The 19543-nt window shown below is 60.7% G+C and carries 14 protein-coding genes; 4 read left to right on the forward strand and 10 right to left on the reverse strand.

From position 1 onward, the window contains the following. Window positions 1-64: 64 nt before the first annotated feature. The 8 genes from HU718_RS20310 to HU718_RS20345 form a co-directional block, all read right to left on the reverse strand. Entirely contained in the window at window positions 65-2491 is a 2427-nt protein-coding gene (locus HU718_RS20310) for a TonB-dependent siderophore receptor (RefSeq protein WP_186615848.1), read from the reverse strand. A 98-nt stretch (window positions 2492-2589) separates the two neighbouring features. Then, a complete protein-coding gene (locus tag HU718_RS20315) occupies window positions 2590-3573 on the reverse strand; it encodes a FecR family protein (RefSeq protein ID WP_186615847.1) in 984 nt (327 codons plus the stop codon). Between the two features lie 40 nt (window positions 3574-3613). After that, complete coding sequence (locus tag HU718_RS20320; RefSeq protein WP_095121112.1) at window positions 3614-4105, reverse strand: sigma-70 family RNA polymerase sigma factor; 492 nt, start codon at window positions 4103-4105, stop codon at window positions 3614-3616. A gap of 104 nt (window positions 4106-4209) precedes the next feature. Then, window positions 4210-4587: a cytochrome c gene (locus HU718_RS20325; protein ID WP_186615846.1), complete on the reverse strand. Its 378-nt coding sequence runs from the start codon at window positions 4585-4587 to the stop codon at window positions 4210-4212. Window positions 4588-4797: 210 nt separating this feature from the next. Beyond that, a complete protein-coding gene (locus HU718_RS20330) occupies window positions 4798-5187 on the reverse strand; it encodes a hypothetical protein (protein WP_102902349.1) in 390 nt (129 codons plus the stop codon). Window positions 5188-5445: 258 nt separating this feature from the next. Beyond that, window positions 5446-9915 carry a hemagglutinin repeat-containing protein gene (locus HU718_RS20335; protein WP_186615845.1) on the reverse strand — a complete coding sequence of 1490 codons (4470 nt, stop codon included), beginning with the start codon at window positions 9913-9915 and terminating at the stop codon, window positions 5446-5448. A gap of 97 nt (window positions 9916-10012) precedes the next feature. Then, window positions 10013-11740 (reverse strand): ShlB/FhaC/HecB family hemolysin secretion/activation protein, encoded by a 1728-nt coding sequence (locus HU718_RS20340; RefSeq protein ID WP_186615844.1) that lies wholly within the window; start codon window positions 11738-11740, stop codon window positions 10013-10015. Window positions 11741-11848: 108 nt separating this feature from the next. Further along, window positions 11849-12982, reverse strand: a complete 1134-nt coding sequence (locus tag HU718_RS20345) for a multidrug effflux MFS transporter (protein WP_186615843.1) — start codon at window positions 12980-12982, stop codon at window positions 11849-11851. A 98-nt stretch (window positions 12983-13080) separates the two neighbouring features. Here HU718_RS20345 and HU718_RS20350 point away from each other — a divergent pair, with 98 nt between their 5' ends. The 3 genes from HU718_RS20350 to HU718_RS20360 all read left to right on the forward strand — a co-directional run bounded on the left by HU718_RS20350 (window position 13081) and on the right by HU718_RS20360 (window position 16639). Then, window positions 13081-13845, forward strand: a complete 765-nt coding sequence (locus HU718_RS20350; protein ID WP_186615842.1) for an AraC family transcriptional regulator — start codon at window positions 13081-13083, stop codon at window positions 13843-13845. 95 nt (window positions 13846-13940) lie between these two features. Continuing rightward, the gene (locus tag HU718_RS20355; RefSeq protein ID WP_186615841.1) at window positions 13941-15050 is read left to right on the forward strand and encodes an HlyD family secretion protein; all 1110 of its coding nucleotides are present in this window, start codon (window positions 13941-13943) and stop codon (window positions 15048-15050) included. Beyond that, window positions 15047-16639 (forward strand): DHA2 family efflux MFS transporter permease subunit, encoded by a 1593-nt coding sequence (locus HU718_RS20360; protein WP_186615840.1) that lies wholly within the window; start codon window positions 15047-15049, stop codon window positions 16637-16639. The genes HU718_RS20355 and HU718_RS20360 overlap by 4 nt, the downstream gene beginning before the upstream one ends. 138 nt (window positions 16640-16777) lie before the next feature. Here HU718_RS20360 and HU718_RS20365 read toward each other — a convergent pair whose 3' ends face one another. Beyond that, on the reverse strand, window positions 16778-17218 hold the full coding sequence (locus tag HU718_RS20365) for a carboxymuconolactone decarboxylase family protein (protein WP_186615839.1): 441 nt from the start codon (window positions 17216-17218) through the stop codon (window positions 16778-16780). Between the two features lie 186 nt (window positions 17219-17404). Here HU718_RS20365 and HU718_RS20370 point away from each other — a divergent pair, with 186 nt between their 5' ends. Next, the gene (locus HU718_RS20370) at window positions 17405-17704 is read left to right on the forward strand and encodes a hypothetical protein (protein WP_110720605.1); all 300 of its coding nucleotides are present in this window, start codon (window positions 17405-17407) and stop codon (window positions 17702-17704) included. 144 nt (window positions 17705-17848) lie between these two features. On the opposite strand, the gene HU718_RS20375 is transcribed toward HU718_RS20370, so the two are convergent. After that, window positions 17849-19417: a sensor domain-containing diguanylate cyclase gene (locus HU718_RS20375; protein WP_102902340.1), complete on the reverse strand. Its 1569-nt coding sequence runs from the start codon at window positions 19415-19417 to the stop codon at window positions 17849-17851. Window positions 19418-19543 lie beyond the last annotated feature (126 nt).

A 19543-nucleotide genomic window follows, 5' to 3' on the forward strand; every position in this document is an offset into this window, starting at 1 on the left:
TCCCACAGGATTTCAGTGATCCATGTGGGAGCGAGCCTGCTCGCGAAGAAGGTGAAGCGGTCTATCAGAAACCTACGCTGGCCTGCACAAAGAACGTGCGCGGCGCGCCCACATACATCCCCGAGTTGTTGTCGCTGGAGCGGGTGAAGTACTGCTTGTCGAAGACGTTCTTCACCCCCGCGCCCAGTTTCAAATTCGACACCTGCGGCCCAAAGTCATAACCCCCACGCACGTTCCAGGTCACGTAACCCGGAATGTCGCCGTACTGCCCGTCCGCCGTGCCGTCGGTGATGTAGTTGCCGTTGAAACTGCCATCGGCATTCACACCGGTACCCGGCGAACGCTGTTTCGACTGGGCAAAACCGTCGAGGTTGTAAGTCCAGCGGTTAATGTCATAACGCAAACCAACGGTCGCCACCTGCCGCGAATAGAACGGCAGATCACGGCCCTTGAAGCCCGGAATCTCACCCTCATAAGTAGCGCGGGTGTAAGTGAAACCAGCGTTGGCGGTCAAACCGTCAAGACGCGGATCCAGCGCCGCCATGTCGTAATGCACCGAGGCTTCGATGCCCTGGTGCTTGGTCGCGCCGAGATTCGTCCAGCCGACATCGTTGCTGATGTATTGCAGCTCGTCATCGAAGTCGATGTAGAACAGCGTCACTTCACCGCCCCACACGTCATCGTTGTAGCGCGTGCCGATCTCGTAGGTCTTGGCCTTTTCCGGCTCCAGACCGTTGGCGGTCTGATCACCTGAGCCGCCCTGGCCGAGCTGGAAATACTGCAGGCTGCCAAACGAGGTTTCGTAGTTGGCGAACAGTTTCCACGCGTCCGAGAGGTGATACATCACGCTCAGCGCCGGCAGCGGTTCGTTGCTTTCGATGCTGCGGTTTTTCGCCTGCACAGGCTTGCCGGCCGTGTCGAGCACGGCGCGGTCATGCCAGTCGGTGCTGATGTGTTCGAAGCGAATGCCCGGGGTGATGGTCCAGTTGCCGACATCGATTTTGTTATCGATATAGACCGAGTTGGCCTCGGTGCCGCCCGTGCGGTCCTGGAACACATGGCCGTCGGAGGTCGGCGTGAGCACCGGCTGGTTATTGACCAGCGCCACACGGCTCGACGACTCGTGCATCGCCTCTTTCAGATAGCGATAACCGACGCTGACTTCCTGGGTGGTCGGGCCGACATCGAAAACCCGCGAGACCCTTGGCTCGATGCCCAGCGTGTAATACGAGCGCGGGTAGGAGCTGAGGGTTTTCTGGTCGCGGGCGGCGATGGTGCTGCCACGGAAGCTGTCGGTGTAATAAGTGAGGATTTCCGCTTGCGTGCGCTCGTCGATCTGGCGGATCCACTTGAACGACACGTCTTTGCGCCGACCGGTGAATTGGTCGTAGTCCCGTACGGAGTCGTACGGTTTGTCATCGTACTGTTTCTGCGTCAGACCGCCGGGCATGTCGGCCGTGGCGTCGTAGTAGTGGAAGTTGAGGCTGAAATCGTCCTGATCGGTCGGCGCCCAGTGCGTCTTGAGCAACACGTCGTCGATGTCGTTGCCGTTGTTGCGCTCGCGGTAACCGTTACCGTTGACGCCGGAATACAGCAAGGCCACGCCCATACCATTGTCGGCAGTGCCGCCGAGAAACGCGGTGTCGATGTGTTTCCAGCCACCGTACTGAGTGGTTTCCAGGGTGGTGCCGATTTCACCGGTGGCTTTTTCCGGAATCGCGCGGGTGACGAAGTTGATCACCCCGCCGACGTTCTGCGGCCCATAACGCACCGAACCGGCGCCGCGCACCACGTCAATGCTGTCGAGATTGCCCGAGGAAATCGGCGCCATCGACAGTTGCGGCTGGCCGTACGGCGCAAACGCCGCCGGTACACCATCGATCAGCACGGTAGAGCGTGGCGACAGACGCGAAGTCAGACCACGCACGCCGACGTTCAGCGAAATATCGCTGCCGCCGGTGCCGTTGGAGTCTTGCACCTGCACGCCCGGCACTCGCTTGAGCACGTCACTGACGTTCATCGCGCCCTGCTCGACCATCGCTTCGCGGCGAATCACCGTGCGCGCACCGGGGTGGTTTTGCACCACGGCGGCGTTGGCATCACCGAGCCAGTCACCGACTACTTTGATGTCGGTCACGCCCAGCTCCAGCGGGCCACTGCCGGCGGCGGAAGTCGCGGCGGGCGAAAGCGTCACCGAACCTTCGTTGATCTGATAATCCAGACCGCTGCCCTGTAGCAATTGGCGCAAGGCCTGTTCCGGGGAGATATCACCGTCGACTGCCGGCGCCTGTTTGCCGGCGACCAGGTCGGGGCTGAAAAACACTTGCAGCGATGTCTGCTGACCGAGCTCGCTGAGGGCCTGACCCAGTGGCTGTGCGCGGATATGGATCGCTTCGCCAGCGAAGGCCAGCGGCATCGCAGCGTTGACCGCCAGCGCAAGGGCCAGCGGCAACCAAGGGGATTTTTTGTTGTTGGCAGGGGTGTTTTTCACGTCGTACGTAGTCCTGTGGATCGCAAGAGTGTGCGGCTGTTAATGCAAACCAGTTGCAGTTGAACAGGAAGACGATGAACTCGAAAAAAACCTGAATTTTATTTTGCGATTATTTCCTGACTGCCATCCGCGAGAGTGCGAACGGCCACCGGCAGGATGCTCGGCAAGGCCTTGAGCAAGGCGTCGGTGTTGTCGGATTTGAACACGCTGGTCAGGCGCAGACTGGCCACGGTCGGGTTGGCCACGGTCAGCGGCTTCTCGCGATAGCGCGACACTTCGGCGGCGACTTCGCTGAGGCTGGCGTTGTTGAACACCAGTTTGCCGCTGCGCCACGCCGTCAGTTCCGCCGCGTTGACCGCATAGGCTGCGGCGACTTTGCCTTGCGCATCGACAGAGGTGCCAAGGCCTGCGGTCAGGTTGATGAACTGATCATCCGCTGCATCACGACCCTGTACTTTCACCGTGCCCTGCTCCACCGCCACGCGGGTTTGCGCGATATCGCGACGCACATCGAAACGCGTGCCGGTGACCGTGACTTTGCCGATGCCGGCCTCGACCACGAACGGTCGCGAGGTGTCGCGCGCGACGCTGAACATAGCCTCGCCTTCTGCCAGTTCAATGAGGCGACGATCCTGTTCAAAACGCACCTGCAAGCGGCTGCGGCTGTTCAGATCGATCACCGAACCGTCCGGCAGCGCCACGTGTTTACGCTCGCCCAGCGCCGTGGCGAACTCGGCGCGGTAACCACCCGGATGATTCAAGCCACTGAACAAACCCAACCCGAGCGCCACCGCCAGGACACTGGCAGCCACGGCATAACGCAGCATCGGACGGCGCTCGCGGCGGGTTGGTGGTGTTTCAACGAGGGCTTTGAGGCGTGGCGCCGGCAGCAGATCCGCCGCCGACCACAAGCCCTGGAGCAACTGGAATTCGTCACGGTGCTGCGGATGTTTATTCAGCCAGGCGTCGAAGCGCTGCTGCTCGTCGGCATCGATGGCCGGCTCCTGCAAACGCACAAACCAGCGAGCCGCGTCATCGCGCACCGTTGTTTGCCCGCACGCGCAATCACGCGTATCCATCATGGAATGTCCTGTTGGGCTGGGGAGGAAATGTCGCAGCGGCTCATGACTGCAACCCGTCGAGGCGATCACGCAGATGCCGCAGGGTGCGGATCATATACTTTTCGACCATGTTCTTGGACAGCCCAAGGCGTTCGGCGATTTCCGCCTGGGTCAGGCCTTCGATCTTCTGCCAGACAAAGATCTTGCGGCAATTGACCGGCAGCTCGCTGAGCGCCCGCTCGATGGAGTCGGCCAGCTGGATCGCCTGCATGTAATGCTCCGGGTCGCCGGATGACGACTCACTGTGATCCAGGGCCTGTGACTCCATGGCGCCGCGCCGATCCTCACGCCGATAACCGTCGACCGCGATATTGCGCGCGGTCTGGTGCAAATACGCCCGTGGCTGCTGCACCGCCGCCGAATCGGACTCAAGCACCCGCACAAAGGTGTCGTGCGCCAGATCCTCGGCCTGCGCGCGATTGCGCAGGCGACGAGTCCAGGTGCCAATCAACTCTTCGTAATGCTCGAAAAAGCCGGGTCTGCGGGGACGCATGGGGGTATGGGCGGCGTGCTGAGGAAAGGGGCGTGAATAGTAATGGTTACCATTAAGCCGAAGCAATGGATTCCTCGACCGACTGTCCGCGCAGCAACTGAAGATCAGCGTTTTAGCGCAATCACGCCGCTCATGTATTCATGCAGATCGCGCAGATCCTTAACGCTCCAGGCGTGTGGCGGTATCTTTACCCCGTTCTCCTGCAACGTTTTCGGAATCAGGTTGCCGTTCGGCCGAAGGATGATCGACGACACAATCACGCCCGGATATTCATTCAGGCGCTTTTTGAACGCGGACGTTGTCAGGTCAGGAGTGGGCGGATTGCTTTTGTGCGCCAGTGGCCCTGTGCCTTTTATATCGGCTCCGTGGCACACAGCGCAGCGCTGTGAATATAGGTTTTTGCCGTTGCTGTTATCCGCGAAGGACACGGATGGTTGGGCGATCAACAAAGCCGCGAGTACAGCGACGAATGCCGTTTTCATTGTTTGCCTCCCTGGCATTTAAGAGGCGCAAGATAGTCGAGTTTTAACGCCCGGTGCAAAACCAAAGTGGGAGCGAGCCTGCTCGCGAAGGCGGTACATCAGTCACTTAATGCATTGACTGATCGGACGCTTTCGCGAGCAGGCTCGCGAAAGCGGTACATCAGTCACCCATAACATTGACTGAGCGGGCGCTTCCAGACATCTGAACTACTAGTGTTTTTCATCGCAGGTCGTACCATCAGGATAACTCAGAAAAACTCTAATACGGGCTGACTGTTCAGGGCCTCCATTAATCGTATAGCTCGCGCGACCATTTCCATTGAGGATCGGTTTGATATGTAAGAAATAATCACCAATTAACTCCTCAAACCCTTTTACCTGATCATTTTCAGTTACAAAGTGATTGAGTGATATCTTAGTATCTGGAATAGGTTTATTACTCATATCCTCACCCTGCCAAGTCAACTTCAATACCGCTCCGACTTGCGCGTTACCCAGAGGGCCGATTTTTACTCTGATTCCGTCCATCGGCTTGGAGGTACAGTTGATGAGGGGCGGATCGAAACTGAAGTCCGCACCTGGAAAAGTAATTTCACTCATATCAATTTCCTTTAATCAGCGTAAGAGAACTTAATGAAGTGTCAGCAGTTGTGGCTAACCATCCACCGAGCTAATTAAAAAACAACGTTCTCGATTCGGTAACTGTCAGAAATAACAGGTTTACAGATCAATTCGAAATAAAAAATATAAACTAGTCACTTATTTCATTGACTGGATGGACGCTTTCGCGAGCAGGCTCGCTCCCACAGGGTTGGGTGGTGGATGCAGGTTCAAGTGCATCCACCAGTGGCCATTGGATCAGCCTTTTTCGTCGATCCCGGCTTGCAGGGTCTGGGTATCCAGATGCCCGCTGAGGGTGACCGGGCCGACTTTCAGGTTGCCGTTTTCCAGGGAAACCTTCGGTGCGTTTTCCTCGGCTTTATGCGGCAGATCAAGGCCCGCTTTCACACCGTAGTCACGGTTGCTCAGATCAGCACTGCTGACCTTCGAACCACCCAGATCGACCTTCCCTTGCGTCGCCGATATGCGCGCACCGGTCAGTTGTGTTGCGCCGTCGACCGCGAGGTTCAAGCCTTGGCTGGCACTGATACCGGACGCCTGCGCAACGCTGTCCTTGTGCGCGTACTCACCCTGCACTTTCAGCGTCGGTTTGTAGTCGGTGCCGGCGAGCTTCTCTTTGTCGCTCGGTGGATTTTTCTTCGCGGTCAGGCCCAGATCGACATCGACCTTGGCGTGGTTGCTGCTGTCCTGACGGCTTTCGACGCTCAGATCACCCGCGACCTTGCCGCTGACAGTTTTCGCGTCGATCCGCGCACCCGCCAGTTGTGCATCACCGGCACTGTTCAACATCACGCTGTCAGCCTTGATCTGGCTGTTCTGCTGGGTGCTGCGTTGCAGGTAATCCACACCGACTTTGGCTCCGGCGTTGAAGCCGTGATCGCCGCTGGCCTTCTCATCAGCGGCGGTCGGGGTTTTGCTGCTCAGGTTGCCGCCAGCATTCAGCGCCACGTTCCAGTTGTTGTGGTTGTCGGTGGACTGCGCCGACTCCTGCACATAACCGCCCTTCTGCGCGTCGATGTTGACGTTCGGTGCGCTGACTTGCGTGCCCTGCAGATGAATCGAATCACCGCTCAACGCGATGCCGTTCTGGCTGCTGAGCTGGCCACCAGTAAGGGTTTTCGAATCCTCGTTAACCCGACCGATATTGAAGTTGCCACTCAGATTGCCGCCCTGATCACTACTCTTCTCGCTGCTGGTTTTGCTGCCGCCGCCCTTCAAGCCGCCGCCGAGATTACTACCGGTCGCGGTGTGAGTGTCGGTTGCGGCTTGCAGATCGAGCTTGCCGTCGGCGTGCAGATTTATGGCGCCAGCGCTGTCGATCTTGCTGCCTTGCTGGACTTGATTGCCGCCGCTGCTGAGTTGCACCGGACCGTTGCCGCTGATGCTCGCCACATGGGCCTGCGTGTCAGTGGTTTGCTTGCCTGTGTGATCGAGCTGGAACCCGGCGCCGACGTCGACGTTGGTGCCATCGGTACCCGGCAAGGTGCCGACCGTCAGCGAGGCGTTGCCACGCAGGCTGCTGTCATTGTTGCTCTGGCGGTCGTTGGCCTGATTCAGCGCCAGATCACCGCCAGTCTTGATATTCACACCGCCCTGCCCGCCGTCGAAACGGCTGCCTGCGAACTGCGCATCGCCGCCGACCTTGATGTTCACACCCTGGCTGCCGGCATAAGCGCCGACGACGGCGGTGGAACTGTCCTTGCTCGACGCACTGCTGCCACCCGCGCCGCTGCCGGCGACGTTCACGTCTTCACCGGTCTTGGTGTAGACGCGCACATCGACCTTGGCATCCACCGCGTTCGCGCTGCTGTTGTGCGTTTTGCTCGCGGCATCGGCAAGCAGTTTGTCAGCGCTGATGTTCACTTGGCCGGCGCTGGCGTTGTATTGGGTGCCTTGCTCATGCAGCGTGCCGGTGGTTTTCACATCGACAGTGCCGCCGTCAAACCGGCTGACCACAGCGTTGGTGTTTTGCTCGGTTTTGCTGGCGCTGCCATGACCGACCGCAACGTCGATTCCGACATTCGGCTGACCGAGATTGGCCAGTGCGTCCTTGTCCGGGATCTTGCCGTTGAGCACGTCCTTGACCGCGCCCGCGACCGGCCGGGCGATGTCCTTGTATTCGACGTTGGCGCCGATATCGGCCGACCAGTTGCTGTCGTTGTGCGTGCTGCTGTCAGTGTTGCTGGCGGCGCGATTGTCGATCTCGTTGGCGGCGACATTCAGACCGTTGCCAGCCTTGAGTTGCGCGCCTTCGGTAGCGAGTTTGTCGGCATTGATCGTCAGGCCACCGCTGCTCTGCACACTCGTGGTCTGTGCGATGGTTTTGCTGGTCGAATCCTGCACAGTGCTGTGGGCGAAATCGACGCCACTGCCGGCACGGTCGAGGCCGCCGGTGTAGTAGAAACCACCGCCGGTGGTGGAGGTATCGGTCGAAGTTTTATGGCTGTCTGCTTCCGCGAGCAACGAGACGTTTTTGCCGCTCAGCGTGGTATCGCCAGCAGTGGATTTCACTTGCGCGCCTTTGAGCGTCACGTCACCGCCCGCCCTCACCTGCACACTGCCGCCGCTGAGGCTGGAGCCTTGCTGGGTGACGTCGTTGCTAGTGACGGTTTGCTGTTTGTCTTGGTAGTGAACCCCGGCGCGATACTGCTCCGGCGTTTGCTCTTTGGCGTACGCATCGAAGCCACGGGTGTGCGTGGTATCAGTGCTGTCGTGAGTGTTCTGCGCAGCATGCACATGGACGTCACCCGCCGCGTCGGCCGTCAGCGCCCCGTCAGCCTTGACCGTAGAACCCGCCACTTCGATGTCCTTGGCGCTTTTGAGCTTGAGGTTGCTGTCCGACACCAGTTCACTGCGCACGGTGCTGCTGTCTTGGCTGTTCTGCCGCGACTCGTCCTTGCTGATGCCGAAGAACTTGCTGTCCTTGTCGTGGTTGTTACTGTGCGAGGTGTCCTGCACGCCGTCGATGATCAGCGAACCCTTGTCGCTGATCACGCTGGCGTCGGTGCCGCCACGCACCTGGCTGCCGCTGATGCGCACATCGTCAGCCTTGACGATCAGTTTGCCGCTAGCGTTGATCTTGCTGCCCTGATGCTGGGTCTTGCCCTTGTCGGCATCGCCGGTCTTGCCGAAGAAACCACCGCCGACCAGGTCCCCGGAGTAACGATTGTCGCTGCTGCGATTGGTCCGTGTGGCGGTGCTGATTTCCACCTGTTTACCGGCCAGTTGCACGTCGCCGGCGCTGCTCAATTCGGCTCCCTCGGAGCGCAACAACGCGGCGGTTTGCAGGGCAATGTTACCGGCCTTCAACTGGCTGGTGACGCTGCGCTGCTCTTCGCTGCTGCTGTTCCAGTCGGCTTTCCACAGGTGTTTCCGGTGGTTGCCTTGATCGGTCTGGGTGTGGCTTTCAGTGGCGGCGGTCAGGCGCAGATCGCCGCCGCTTTGCACGTCGAGAGTCTTCGCGGCTTGGACTTTGGCGGCTTTCAGCTCGGTGTCTTTACCGGACGACAACTTGGCGTCGCGGCTGGCAATAATCTGGCTGCCATGCTGACGCGACTCACTGTCGGTCTGGGTGCGGTCGTAGGTTTCCCAGGTGATGCCGATGGTGCTGTTGTTCCAGTTTTCGCGCTTTTCCTGAAGCTTGCGGCTTTCGACTGTGGACAGGGTCAGGTTGCGTTTCGCGTCGACAGTGACGTCGCGAGCGCTGACATCGGTAGCCGCCAACGTCAGATCCTTGCCGCTGTGCAAAGCGACATCGCCCTGACTGCTGCGAATACCGGCACGGGTCACGTCGAGGCGGTTAGTCAGCGCTTCACCGCTGACACTCAAGTCACCGGCCGAACGAATCTGCACGCCGTCACGCCCGGCCACTTGCACCGCGCCCACCCGCACGCCTGCGCCTTCGGCGGTGCTGACAATATTGATGCGCCCGGCCTGCATCGCGCCGAACAGACTGGCGTCGATGCGTTGATCAGCGGTGTTGCCCGCTGGATCCACGGTTTTCACCTGACCGCTGGCGTAATCGACCTGATTGCGCCCGACCGTGAGATTCAACTGATCGCGCGCAGTGATCGCGCCCTGACTGTCGATACGCGGCGCGATCAGGTTGATCGAGCCCTCACCGTTGCGCAGGCCGCCGCTGTGAATCTGCAACTGACCGCTGGCATCGCGGCTGTTCAGGCTTTGCAGTTTGCCGTCATTCAATTCCGGACGACCGACCAGCAGATTGGCGTTCGGCGTGTTGATAAAACTGCCGCCATTGACCGAGATGCCGTTGGGGTTGGCCAGCACGTAATCGGCTGCGCGGCCGAAGATTTCCTGCGCGCCGTTGATGGCGGACGGGTTGCGACTGATCACTTCGTTGAGGATCACGCTCGCGGCCTGGCCTTGCAGTTGCGGGTTGGCCGCCAGTTGCCCGGCCAGTTGCGACTGCCCGGCCTGCAGGGCGTTGTTCAGCACCAGGCCCTGGCGGTCGACGTTGTAGTCGAGGAACTGGTTGTGCGACAGGCCCGAACCGTTGGGCGCGACGATGTTGACGATGGGCACACCGCCCTGGGTCTGCAATTGCGCGGTGCCGCCCGGTCCCGGTGCGACCACGACGCCGCCGGCGAGCGCGCTCGGCAGGTGCACGGCGAAGAACAGGCTGGCAATCGCCCAGCGCAATTTGCCCCGAGGCGAAAGATGAAATGCAAAGGTGTGTGCTGGCATAAAAACGTCTCCATGTGAGTACGGCATCACGTCGCGCGTTTAGTCTTGGCCGTGGCTGACGCGCTCAGATCCGACGGCTGTTTGTTCACTGCGTTGTTCAGATTTGCAGGCCGACTCGCATCAGCCAGGTTTCAGGCTCGTGCTGCAGACCGCTCGGCGTGTTGAGGGCGCGTTGGTAATCGACGTCCACTTGCAGGTTCTTCCAGCCCAGATTCAGGCCGACACTGGCGCCACTCAGGCGTTGGCCCTGCGCGCCGTGATCGGCCTTGATCCAGCCGTGGTCGAGGCCCACACGCGGGGTAATCTGCACTGGCCATTCACTGCGCAGCGGCAGGCGCAAGGTGTTGCGCCAGATCGCGCCGCTGGCGCCGGAGGCACTGCTGACGCGATAGCCGCGCACCGCCGAATCGTCGGTGCCGAGCAACTGTTCGATGACCGGCAACGGGTCCGGGCTGTACTGCAAATTAAGCTGGCTCTGCCACTGCCAGACCTGCGCGCCAAACTGACTATTGCGCCATTGGCTGAGGCCGGCGCGGTACTTGCGGAACTGTGCCTTGGGCAGGTTGTTGATCTGCTGTTGTGAATCGTCGTCGGCGCCAAACCAGCGCAGGCCCTGGGCGTAATTGACGTCGAGGTTCCACACCGCGCGGTCGAGCCAGAACAGATTGAGTCCGGCTTCGGCCACGGTGAGAGTCGGGCTCTGAATACCGAGGCGAACGTCTTGCAGATAGCTGTCGACATCCTTGTGCGCCAGTTGCAGGTTGGCGCTGAGCTGCCGGCTCTGGTCGCGCCACAACACACGGTCGGCGCGCAGGCTGACCTGATCGGTGATGCCGTTGTTGTGAAAAGTCACGCTCGGCAGTTTGAATGGTGCGCGGTATTCGGCGTGGCTGGCGAACACGCTGTAGGTCCAGTAGCCGTAGGGAATCGCGTAATACAGGCTGGCATTGCGGTTAAAGCGGTCACCCTGATTGAGGGTGTCGCTGGCGCTGAGGCTCAACAAGTCGTTGAGCTGCAACGGGCTGTCGAGACTGAGGCTGACGGTGTCGCGGTCGCGCCCGGTGCTGGCGCTGCCGAGGTTGTCGATCCCCGCGTTCAAGGCCCAGCGCGAATGCGCGGAGGTGCGCGAACGCAGGATGATCCGTGAGGCGCCGGGATGGCTGCCGGGGGCGATGTCGGCGGTAAGATCGACCGAGCGCAGGCGATTCAGTTGATCCAGCCCTTGCTCCAGATCGCGCAGGTTCAGCGGCTCGCCGAGCATCCCCGGGAACGCGCCGCCCAACGAAACAGGCAGGTTCTGATCGGCCAGTTCGATGGACTCGATGTAGCCTTCGTCAACGCGGATATCCAGCGACTGCCCCGCTGCCGGTGCGCTGACCAAATACGGGCGGCTGGCGATGTAGCCCTTGTCGACATAGCTCGCGGTGATGGTCGCCAGCAGATGATTGATCTGGCCGACGCCCATGCACGGCGCCAGCAGCGGTTTGATCCGCGCATTGAGCTTGTCGCTGTCGATCAGCGTGACACCACCGATGCGCGTACCGCTCAATGGCCAGCAACGTTCATCGGGGGCAACGGTTGGCGGGATGGCCGGGGTGATCGGCGTCGGGCCGAACGCGCCGCGCTGCAATTGCCGTTTTCTCTGTTCAAGTTGCAGTTGTTGCAGATCGCGCTGTTGCTGTTGCTGCTGGCGCAGCACTTCCTGGCCCGGCGCGACAGGTTCGGCGGCTTCAATCGAGGAGGCACACACACTCAACACAAAGGCCGACAACAGCGGGCAAAGCGGGGAACGACGGCGAAAAACAGCGCGAAACGGAAACGGCACGCAACATCCTTGCGATCATAAAATGGCGTAATGCCATGTCATCAATGATCGTGATAGTCGGAGCCCTCCTACACAAATGCAAGACGCTTCCTACAGCGCTTACATTTCTTAAACAATTGCTTTGCCTGGCTTTATTGTCAGCAGCAAGGCCACGGTGCTGCACGCTATCAGGGTTTCCCCGAGGGCTTGAAACCAGCCCGCGAGCATCAGCCCCGCGCCGATCAGCAGGTAATACATCAAGCCCAACAACGCCCCGGCGGTGCCCAATCGATCAGCGTAATGTGCCAGTGCCGCACCGAGAATGTTGGGGATCGCCAAGCCGAACGCCAACACCACCAGCAACATCGGCAGCACGAATGCGACACTGCCCTGCAGCGACCACACGCCCACACCACCGAGCAACGCGATGCCACCCGCGAGGCGAATCAACTGCAACGCCTTGAACCCGCCCGTCAATAAACGTCGGTTAAGCCATGCTCCAAAACCTGAGCCCAGCGCGAGGATCACACCGCTGTAACCGAACACACTGGCGTCCACCCCCAGCCGCTGAAACATGAACGGGCCGAGGCTGTAATAACTGAAAAGCGCCACGTTGAATGACGCGATCCACAGCGCCGAGCGCCAGATTCCCGGGTCACGCAACATGCGCCCTGACGTTTCGAACAGGCAGACGTGCGGTGGTTGTTCCGCTCGGGTTTCCGGCAAGGCGTACACACTCCACAACCAGAGCAGCGTGGCCAATAACAGCAAGGCGCCGAGCACACCGCGATAACCAAAGGCCTGAACCAGACCGGCGCCACTGAACAAACCAATCGCCGGACTGGCCGCCAGCGCAATGCCCACCAACGAAAACACCTGCGCCAGTTCGGCGCCTTTGAAGCGGTCGCGCAACACGGTTTGCGTGACCACCGAGCCCACCGCCGCACCGAACGCCGCCAACATCTGCGCCAGTAACAAGCCGTTGAAACTGCTGACCCGCAGGCCTAAAAGCGTGGCAATCGCATAGATTGCCAAGCCCGCGAGCATCGCCGGGCGCCGACCGATGCGATCACACAAACGCCCCCACACCACCACCCCGACAGCAAACGCGAGGAAATACACCGACAACGTCTGCGCGGCGGCTTGCGGGCCAACGTTAAACACACGCCCGATATCACCGAGCGCAGGGCTGTACAGGGTTTGCGCGATCTGCGGAAACATCAGCAGCGAAATCGCCAGCCACAGGAAATGTCTGTTGTTCATTGTTCATCACTCCTCGTATAAACCGCCGAGGAGTTTAAGAATCGAGGAGTGGCGTATTATCCGAACCCTGCCAACTAATCGCTGAAATCGGACAACCCATGGCTTGGCTCGACGCCCACGCAACCTTTGACGCTGATCGCTTTCAGGCACCGGTGATTGGCATCGCCTCGACTTTGAGTGATCACAATTCCGGCCTGCACCGTCATCAACGCGGGCAATTGCTGTACACGCGACAAGGCTGCACGCGGATTACCCTGGCGCAGCAGCTGTGTCTGCTGCCGCCGTCGCGGGCGGCGTGGATTCCGCCGGGTGTCAGTCATCGCGCGGTGATGCAGCAGAGTGTCGATTACCGCTCCATCTACTTGATCCCTGAACTGTGCGCCGCACTGCCGCAGCAGGTCTGCGTGATTGAAGTCAGCCCCTTGTTGCGTGCGGTGCTGGAACCGATGGCGCTGGCGGATTTCGCCACCGATTGGCAGCAGGGCAAATTCGCCCACCTGCTCGGCCTGTGCCTGAGCGAAATCGCTGACGCGGCGCAGCAACCGATGCTGTTGCCGTTACCTCAGGACAAACGCCTCGCGCCGCTGCTGAAAACGCCCGAACGTCTGCCTCCGGAACTGCAAGTGCTGGAGCAGCAGATCGGCGCCAGCAGTCGCACCATCGGGCGAATTTTCCAGCGCGAAACCGGCATGAGTTATCAGCAATGGCGCCAGCAGTGGCGCTTGATGCGCGCGATGGAATTGCTCGCCACCGGACGCAGCCTGAGTTACTGCGCTTTCGAAACGGGTTTTGCCAGCGATAGCGCCTTTATCGCCTTCTTCAAATCCATGACCGGCCGCACACCGGGCCATTGGCTCAAGTGAGCAACTGACGATCGGCGTCAGAAATCATTTGCGACTAAATATTACCTACGTCATATTACAGCTGTAATAACGACCCGTTTACCAGGTAATCCGCCATGACCAGCATGCCCAACCTCGAACCTGTTGTGGTAAAGACCAAGCCGCCCCTGCTTAAACGCCTGTTGCTTCCGGGCGCCGGCTTGCTCGCGTTGATCTTCGCCGGTGTGTACGCCGTGCACTGGTGGGGTGCCGGGCGTTTTCTTGAGGAAACCGACGATGCCTATATTGGTGGCGATGTCACGGTGATCGGGCCGAAAGTCGCCGGTTACATCGACGAAGTGCTGGTCAGCGACAACCAGCACGTCAAGGCTGGCGACGTGTTGATTCGCCTCGACGCCCGCGACTATCGCGCCAATCTGGCCAAAGCCGAAGGCGCCGTCGCCGCCGAAGAAGCGCTGCTGGCCAACCTCGATGCCACCGAACAACTGCAACACGCGGTGATCGGCCAGGCCCGCGCCGGCATCGATGCTGCCGGTGCGGAAACCGCACGTTCACGGGATGACAACGCGCGCTACAAACGCCTGGTGACGACCAATGCCGTGTCCGTGGAAAGCGCACAACGTGCCGACGCCACCTTCAAAACTGCACAAGCCTTGAGCGCCCGCGCCCAAGCCGAACTGCTTGCCGCGCAACGCCAACTGGCGGTGATCGACACCCAGAAACAACAGGCCCGCGCCGCCCTTCAACAAGCCCGCGCCGAACGCGATCTGGCGCAACTGAACCTCGGCTACACCGAACTGCGCGCGCCGGTCGATGGGGTGATCGGCAACCGTCGCGCACGGGTCGGCGCCTATGCGCAGGCCGGTTCACAACAGTTGTCGGTGGTGCCGGCCAGCGGCTTGTGGGTCGATGCCAATTTCAAGGAAGACCAATTGGCGCGGATGAAACCCGGGCAGCGCGTGAGTATCCGCGCCGACGTGCTCGCCAGTCAGGAATTCCACGGCCGCCTCGACAGCCTCGCCCCCGCCACTGGCTCGCAGTTCAGCGTTTTGCCGCCGGAAAACGCCACCGGCAACTTCACCAAAATCGTCCAGCGCGTACCGGTGCGCATCCTCCTCGACCCGGCCGACGGCGTGCTCGGTCACTTGCGCCCGGGGCTGTCGGTGACGGCGGAAGTCGACACCCGCGCGCAACCGGAAACCAGCGCCGTGGCCGTCGCGCCATGAGCACCACCCTCGCCGCTCCCGCACAACCATTCAACGCGGCGGACATGGCGACCGCGACCAAGGTGCTCGCCTTCGCAACCATGTGCATCGGCATGTTCATCGCGCTGCTGGATATCCAGATTGTCTCGGCGTCGCTGCGCGATATCGGCGGCGGACTGTCCGCCGGCACCGACGAAACCGCGTGGGTGCAGACCAGTTACCTGATCGCCGAAATCATCGTGATTCCATTATCGGGCTGGCTGTCACGGGTGTTCTCGACGCGCTGGTTGTTCTGCGCTTCGGCGGTCGGTTTTACCTTGGCGAGTTTGCTCTGCGGCATCGCCTGGAACATCCAGAGCATGATTGCCTTTCGCGCGCTGCAAGGTTTTCTCGGCGGCTCGATGATTCCGCTGGTGTTCACCACCGCGTTCTTTTTCTTCACTGGCAAACAACGGGTAATCGCCGCCGCGACCATCGGTGCGGTCGCGTCACTGGCACCGACATTGGGGCCGGTGATTGGCGGCTGGATTACTGATATTTCGTCGTGGCACTGGCTGTTCTATATCAACCTGGTGCCGGGGATTTTCGTTGCCGTTGCGGTGCCGATGCTGGTGAAAATCGACCAGCCGGAATTGTCGTTACTCAAAGGCGCGGACTATCTGAGCATGGTGTTTCTCGCGCTGTTTCTCGGCTGCCTGGAATACACCCTCGAAGAAGGCCCGCGCTGGAACTGGTTCAGCGACCAGACCATTCTGACCACCGCGTGGATCAGTGGCTTGGCAGGATTGGCGTTCATTGGCCGCACCTTGCACGTGGCCAATCCGATCGTCGATCTGCGTGCGTTGAAGGATCGCAATTTCGCCCTCGGCTGCTTCTTTTCGTTCGTCACCGGCATTGGCCTGTTTGCAACGATCTACCTGACGCCACTGTTCCTCGGCCGGGTGCGCGGCTACAGCGCTTTGGACATTGGTCTGGCGGTTTTCTCCACCGGCGTGTTCCAGACCATGGCGATTCCGCTGTATGCCTTTCTGGCCAATCGCATGGACCTGCGCTGGATCATGATGATCGGTCTGGGTTTATTCGCGGTGTCGATGTGGGAATTCAGCCCGATCACCCACGACTGGGGCGCCGGCGAGTTGATGCTGCCGCAAGCGTTGCGCGGGATTGCTCAGCAACTGGCAGTGCCGCCGGCGGTGACGTTGACCTTGGGAGGATTGGCACCCGCACGGCTCAAGCATGCGTCGGGGCTGTTCAACCTGATGCGCAATCTCGGCGGTGCGATTGGTATTGCGGCGTGTGCGACGATTCTCAATGACCGCACCAACCTGCACTTCACGCGGTTGGCCGAGCATCTGAACAGCAGCAATGAAGCGATGAATCAGTGGCTGTCGCAGGTCGGCGGCAACCTCGCGAGTCTGGGCCAGAGCGGCGACGTCGGCGTCACCGCCAGCCTGCGCCAGCTGTGGCTGCTGACCTACCGCGAGGCGCAAACGCAGACCTACGGCGACACCTTTTTGATGATCGGCGTGTGCTTCGTCATCGCCACGGCGATGGTGCCCTTGATGCGCAAGGTGCAACCACCGGCGGCGCCGAGCGCGGATGGGCATTGATCCCTATTTTCTGGCCATGCCCCTTTCCCCTGTGGGAGCGAGCCTGCTCGCGAAGGCGGAGTGTCAGTCACCATGGTTGTTATCTGGCACTCCGCTTTCGCGAGCAGGCTCGCTCCCACAGGGGTTATGCGTTGAGGCTTAAGCCTGTGGGGTTTTGCGGAAGCCCACCGCCAGACGGTTCCAGCTGTTGATGGTGTTGATTGCTACGGTCAAATCGACCATTTCTTTCGGGGTGAACTGGGCCGCAACCACTTCGTAATCTTCGTCCGGCGCGTGGGTCAGGCTCAACTGCGTCAACGATTCAGTCCACAGCAGCGCGGCGCGTTCACGGTCGCTGAAAAACGGCGCTTCACGCCAGGCGGTCACCGCGAACAGACGACGCGGGGTTTCGCCGCCCTTGATCGCATCGGTGGTGTGCATATCGATGCAGAACGCGCAGCCGTTGATTTGCGAAGCGCGCAGCTTGACCAGTTCGATCAGGTTTTTCTCCAGCGGCAGTTTGGACACCGCGGTTTCCAGCGCGATCATCGCTTTCAGAGCGTCTGGGGAAGCGGTATAGAAATCGGTACGAGGTTTCATGGTGGCTCCGGGCAACAAATGAATGTGTGGCTACGTTAGTCCTCGCACCCGGCTCGGCAAATAGCCAATATTCCAGAAGATCAGGAGGCCACTGGGTGCAAGGGCTGACCGCTCGTCAGCCAACCGGCACCAAGGGTCCTGCGCGTCTGACCAATATCAGGTACATCCCCTTTCTGGAGACGGATCATGATCACGCGCAAACTCACTTCGTTGTTACTGGCCGGGCTGCTGGCCAGCGCCTCGGCCGCCAGCTTCGCCGCCAACGATGGCGCTGACGCCACCGGCACCAAATCCGGCGCTACGAGCGGTTCGACCATGCCACCGGATAACACGCCGGGCGCGCCTTCGGGCGGTAATGGCTCCGACGGTGCCGGTTCCGGTACCGGCACCAACGGCGGCGCCAGCGGTTCGGGTTCGGGGGCTGGCGGCGGCACCGGTTCGGCCGGCGGCGGGACTGGCGGTGCGGGCGGTGGCACGGGCGGCTGAACGAACAAGAGCCATCCCGATTAGACAAGGTCCCATGTGGGAGCGAGCCTGCTCGCGAAGGCGTTGTGTCATATAACCTTTATTCGCCTGACACGACCTCTTCGCGAGCAGGCTCGCTCCCACAGGGTCTGTGTTGTACTTGAGTTAGCGGTCCGAGCGCATCAATTCGGCCAGGCCGCTGTCCAGCGACAGCACCGCCGCGCGATTGCGTCCGGCATTTTTTGCCTGATACAGCGCCGCATCGGCACGCTGGATAAACACTTCCGGGCTGTCATTGCCGCTGGGGATAAACGAATAACAACCCAGACTCACCGTCAGGTAACCGGTCGGCGAGCCGCTGTGGATGATGTGCTTATCGATCACACTGCGGCGGATCTGCCCGGCAATTGCCAGCGCGCCGTTGATGTCAGTGTCTGGCAACAGCACCGCAAATTCCTCACCGCCGTAGCGCACCGCCAGATCCGACTTGCGCTGGCAGCACGTCTGCAGCACCTGTGCGACCTGAGTCAGACAATGATCGCCGGCGACATGACCGTAGGCATCGTTGTAGCGCTTGAAGAAATCGATATCGAGCATGATCAGGCTGACCGGGCTGACCTGCCGCGCGCCACGGGCGAACTCGATCTCCAGCGAGCGCTCGAACAGACGTCGATTGGCCAGCCCGGTCAGGCTGTCGTGGGTCGCAATCTGCTCCAGTGTGCGCTGGGCCTTGCGCAGATTTTTCTCGATCCGTTCGCCGTCACGCACCTGGTGAATGAACACCCAGCCAAACAGGCCGACGCCAAGGATCACCAGGGCGACAATCACACTCGACTGGAATGCGCGGGCGTACCAACCCTCGAGAATCGTGTCGCGCGACGTCGCCGCCGACACCACCAGCGGATACGCCGCCAAGCGCCGATAGCCGTACAAACGCACAACGCCATCGACCACCGAATCGATCATCGCGGTGCCGGCCGTGGCTTCGGGCAGCAACGTGCGATAAATCCGCCCTTGCGCCAGCGACGTGCCGATCTGGTTTTCAACAAACGGACGGCGGGCGAGCAAGGTGCCGTCGCTCAGACCGAGAAACATGATGCCTTGGTCATCGAGGCTGAAACTTTCGAAGAAACGATCGAAGTACGACATCTTGATCCCGGCCAGCAGCACACCCTGAAAATTGCCGGCGTGATCATTGACGCGCTTGGAAATCGGGATGATCCACTCGCCGTTCTCGCGGCTGCGGATCGCCGGGCCGATGTGCGCCACTGTCGAGGCATTCTGCTGGTGGAATTTGAAGTACTCGCGGTCGGCCACGCCATTGCCACGGGGCAGATCGGCAAACGAGGTAATCACCCATTGGCCTTCGCGATCGAACAGGAACACCCCGTGCAACTGATCGAGTTGCTGCACCCGTCGGGCAAAAGTTCTCTGCAAACGCGGTTTCTGCGCGGCGCCGTAGCCGTCGTCCTGAATCCAGTCGACCAGGCTGGTCATCACCAGATCGGCGGCGAGGAATGTGTCCTCGGCCTGCTGCGCCATGGCCCGGGTCAGGTTGCTCGAAGCCACCTCCGCTACCGCCAGATCCTGCCGTCGCGACTGCTCCAGTTGCAGGTACAGCAAACCGGACAGGCACAGACTCACTGCAACGATAAACAGCACCGCGGCTTTGCGTAACGGCAGGCGTTTAAGCGCGCCGGGGGCCTGTTGCGGGTCGTGAATAGGGATAGGCAAAAGCAAGTCCTGGGCAGGTACGACAAGGGCGCCAGCGGGAAAACCCTTATGTTTGTGAGCGTAGCCCACCGGAATCTACGGGGCAAACACCCCGGTCCCGCCCAGGTATATCGGCGCGCAACGAGT

It is taken from the genome of Pseudomonas tensinigenes, assembly GCF_014268445.2.
Classification (GTDB): domain Bacteria; phylum Pseudomonadota; class Gammaproteobacteria; order Pseudomonadales; family Pseudomonadaceae; genus Aquipseudomonas; species Aquipseudomonas tensinigenes.